This is a genomic window from Microbacterium sp. GXF6406 (assembly GCF_054798215.1).
Genome location: NZ_JBSJZH010000043.1, coordinates 1 through 3776, shown reverse-complemented (window position 1 = coordinate 3776; position 3776 = coordinate 1). Strand labels below are relative to the sequence as shown.

4 protein-coding genes are annotated in these 3776 nt (G+C 61.4%); all 4 read left to right on the top strand.

Going from position 1 to position 3776, the window contains the following annotated elements:
- The first annotated feature begins 19 nt into the window (after positions 1-19).
- The 4 genes from ACWAUG_RS13430 to ACWAUG_RS13415 all read left to right on the top strand — a co-directional run bounded on the left by ACWAUG_RS13430 (position 20) and on the right by ACWAUG_RS13415 (position 3722).
- Positions 20-676, top strand: coding sequence for an HAD family hydrolase (locus ACWAUG_RS13430; RefSeq protein WP_460802807.1), 657 nt, complete (start codon positions 20-22; stop codon positions 674-676).
- Between the two features lie 244 nt (positions 677-920).
- Positions 921-1523: a recombinase family protein gene (locus ACWAUG_RS13425; RefSeq protein WP_460802806.1), complete on the top strand. Its 603-nt coding sequence runs from the start codon at positions 921-923 to the stop codon at positions 1521-1523.
- A 1-nt stretch (position 1524) separates the two neighbouring features.
- On the top strand, positions 1525-2913 hold the full coding sequence (locus ACWAUG_RS13420) for a Mu transposase C-terminal domain-containing protein (RefSeq protein ID WP_460802805.1): 1389 nt from the start codon (positions 1525-1527) through the stop codon (positions 2911-2913).
- Positions 2910-3722 (top strand): AAA family ATPase, encoded by an 813-nt coding sequence (locus ACWAUG_RS13415; RefSeq protein ID WP_460802804.1) that lies wholly within the window; start codon positions 2910-2912, stop codon positions 3720-3722. The genes ACWAUG_RS13420 and ACWAUG_RS13415 overlap by 4 nt, the downstream gene beginning before the upstream one ends.
- The last annotated feature ends 54 nt before the right edge of the window (positions 3723-3776 follow it).

Sequence of the window (3776 nt, the reverse complement as noted above, 5' to 3'; positions counted from 1 at the left end):
TTCGTTAGGTGAGAGGCCGATGTCCAGTGGATCGAATGCTCTTCCTCGGGCTGTGCTCCTGGACTTTCATAACACGACGGCAGTTGTTCAATCCATGGAGACGTGGATAGATGATGCGGGAGCCCTGCTCGCGAAACGTCCCGCGTCGAGGTCGACGGTAGCTGAGAGGCTCGGGAACGTATGGGGCGACGCGAGGAAACTCTTCCCGGCCATGGATTGGGACCTCGATCCCGAAGCGCACAGGCACGCTTTCATTTCGACCCTGAGCCACGACGGCGCAATCGCCCTCGATCTTGCCGCAGCGCTGTACGAGTCCATGCCGAACCAATGGATGTTGAACCGAGGAGTGTCAGATTTCGTAGTTCGCGCGTCGAGCGCGGGGATCCGTTTGGCAATCGTGTCAAACATTGCCCTGGACATCCGCCCTGCCCTGGAGGGTTGGGGCATCGCCTCGGCGCTCGACGCGGTGGTTCTGTCTTACGAAGTCGGATACGTAAAACCGGATCCACGCATTTTTCAGCTCACGGCGGATTTGCTCGATACGGACCCGACCGATTGCGTGATGATCGGCGACTCAGTGCTCGACGACGTCGGCGGTGCGGCCTTGGGAATGCAGTGCATCGTCACTCGGCCTGAACAGATGTGGCGGGCGCTTGAACTCGCTAGCCCACGCTGAGCGCCTTCGGTCATGACCTCGGACTTTCCGCGGGAACTTTCTAGGGGCGGATTCCGAAAGCCGGACCTCAACCGCTCGCCTTGGCTGGCTCGGAAATTTATAGCTAAACGAGACACGTCGCCCCTGCCTCGTTGGGAGGTTCCCGCCTCCGCAGTTTGGATGCCGCGAATGTCTCGGAAACTCGTCTTGACGATTCTTGTCTCGGTTCGTGGACTATTTGGGGTTTACGAGCCAGACTGGGGAGATGAGGTTGTTGGGGTATACGAGGGTGAGCACGGTGAGTCAGGACGCTCGCCTCCAACTCGACGCACTGATGGCGGCAGGCGTGGAGGCGCGGGACGTGTTCTCGGACGTGACTTCAGGGGCGCGAGCGGCGATCAAACGGCCCGGGATGAAGAAGCTCCTCGAGTACGCGACCGCGGGAGACACGGTTGTTGTGTGGCGTATCGACCGTCTCGGACGCTCTCTTATCGATGTGCTGAACACCGTCAATCTGTTACGCGAGCGGGGCGTGAAGATCCGTTCGGTTTCCGACGGGATTGATCCGGAGACGTCCTCGGGGCGGATGATGCTGGGGATGCTCGCGACGCTGGCGGAGTATGAGCGCGAACTGATCACTGAGCGTGTGAATGCGGGGATCGCCGCGGCGAGGCAGAACGGGACGAAGTTCGGCCGGCCTGCCGTGAACCCGGCTGTCGTGGAAGAGAAACTGGCGATCGTCAGGGACGCTCGCGCGAAGGGACGCACAGCAGAGGACGCGGCCCGCCTGGTGGGATGGTCGCGAGCGACCTTATACCGTCACCAGCGCGCAGCAGAGGCGTCAATCCCGGTAACTGAGCCGGTGTGACATGGATGCGCTGGCGCGGTGGCAGATTCTGCGACTCCATATCGAGGACGCAATTCCGCTGACCACGCTGGCGAGAGAAACCGGTGTTGGGCTACGAACTCTCCACCGGTGGAAGAAGAACTACCTTGCAGGCGGTATCGACTCGCTCCGCCCGGGTACGCGAACTGACCAGGGGACGCGGCGCACATCACCGGAGCTCGTGTCGTTCATCGAGGGTCTTGCCCTCACCCGGCCACGTCCTTCAATCGCGACGATGCAGCGTCTCGCGCGAGCTGAAGGCGAACGGACCGGCGTCGTTCCGCCGAGTTATTCAACGGTTCGTTCGATCGTGCAAAGCCTCGATCCGGCGCTCGTAACTCTCGCGTTAGAAGGGCCGGCGTCGTATCGGGATAAGCACGAGCTGGTGTTCAGACGGCGTGCGGAACGTCCGAATGCGACATGGCAGGCCGATCACACCGAACTCGACATCCTCATTCGCGGAGCGACAGGGAAGCCCGAGCGGCCCTGGTTGACGGTGATTCTCGACGACTATTCACGTGCGATCTGCGGATACACGGTCTTCACCGGGGCGCCCTCGGCGATGAATACCGCCCTCGCACTGCGGCAAGCGATCTGGCGCAAAAGTGACCCCACCTGGTCGATGTGTGGACTGCCGGACGTGTTGCACGTCGACCATGGCAGCGACTTCACCAGCCACCATTTGGAGTACACCGCGGTTGCCCTCAAGGTTCGACTGATCTACTCAACGGTCGGCAGGCCGCAGGGCCGAGGGAAGATCGAGCGCTTCTTCGGCACCGTCAGTACCGAGCTCCTCGCGCAGCTACCCGGACACCTGACACCGGGATCACGACATCCGGATCCGGAACTCACACTCCCGGCACTCGACCACGCGATTCATGAGTTCATCGCTACATACAACGAACGCACTCACCGCGAGCTCGGGATGAGCCCCAAAACCGCGTGGATCGCTGAGGGATGGCTACCGCGCATGCCCGACAGTCTTGATCAGCTTGATGGGTTTCTCCTCACCGTCCCGAAGAACAGAGTCGTGCAGCGTGATGGGATCCATTTCCAAGGACAGCGCTACCTCGCCCCGACCCTGGCCCCGTTCGTCGGGCGCAGCATCACCATCCGATACGACCCTCGCGACCTGTCCGAAATTCGTGTCTACGATCACGACACCTTCATTTGTGTCGCCGTCGACGAAGCGCACCCTAACGAGAGACTCAGCCTCCGAGACATCGAAGCAGCCCGACGCGCACGCCGACGCGCGCTCCGTAAAGACATCAACGACCGCATACCCCGCACAGCCGCCCGCGAAGAACCACGCAACGATGCGCCCCCAGCGAGGCGAACGAAGCTACGGACATACGAAGAGGACGGATCATGAGTCGAGACTTCATCATCACGAAGGAACACCGCCGATTCACCGAGTTCGCCAACGCCGTGAGAAAGGAGCGCACCATCGGGATCTGCCATGGCGACGCGGGAGTGGGAAAGACACAATCCGCTCGCCGCTACGCCAGGTGGGACACCCTCGAACCGTTCATCACCGAATGGGGGCCTCGAGACGCAGCCGATGCGGAACACTACGCGGCAGCTCACCGAGCCCGCACCTTGTTCTTCACCCCGCCCGTTCTCGCCAAACCCGCCCAGCTCCTCCATGACATCGATCGCATCCAGGGGCGACTGGGGCACTGCATCGACGAACATCTTCGAGCGATCGGCAAAGTGACAGGACCCGTCATGCGCCATGATCCCCGGCGATGGGTAGAGCTCCTCATCATCGATGAAGCCGAACGGCTCTCCGCGACCGCCCTCGAGATCCTCCGTGACCGACATGATCGAGAACACATCGCGATCATCCTCATCGGCATGCCCGGCATCGACCAACGTTTCCGCCACTACCCACAGCTCTACAGCCGACTCGGATTCTCCCACCGATACCGAAACCTGGGACGCGATGAGCTTCTCTTCGTCCTCACCCGTCACTGGAAACGTCTCGGCCGCACCCTCGATCCCGAGGACTTCACCGACGCGCAAGCGATCGCCGCGATCGAGCGGATCACCCGCGGCAACTTCCGCCTGCTTGAACGCCTTTTCCCTCAGATCGCACGAGTCCTCAAGATCAACGAACTCGAAACGATCACCGACGACGTCATCGAGGCCGCCGCGAGTACTCTCGTCATCGGCACCTAACAGACTGCCATTTAGTGTTACGAAAACAAGGCCACCGACTGCCGACGGTCACAG

Coding starts and splice junctions, on each gene's coding strand:
- ACWAUG_RS13430 (WP_460802807.1), top strand. CDS start 20: ATGTCCAGTGGATCGAATGCTCTTCCTCGGGCTGTGCTCCTGGACTTT.
- ACWAUG_RS13425 (WP_460802806.1), top strand. CDS start 921: ATGAGGTTGTTGGGGTATACGAGGGTGAGCACGGTGAGTCAGGACGCT.
- ACWAUG_RS13420 (WP_460802805.1), top strand. CDS start 1,525: ATGGATGCGCTGGCGCGGTGGCAGATTCTGCGACTCCATATCGAGGAC.
- ACWAUG_RS13415 (WP_460802804.1), top strand. CDS start 2,910: ATGAGTCGAGACTTCATCATCACGAAGGAACACCGCCGATTCACCGAG.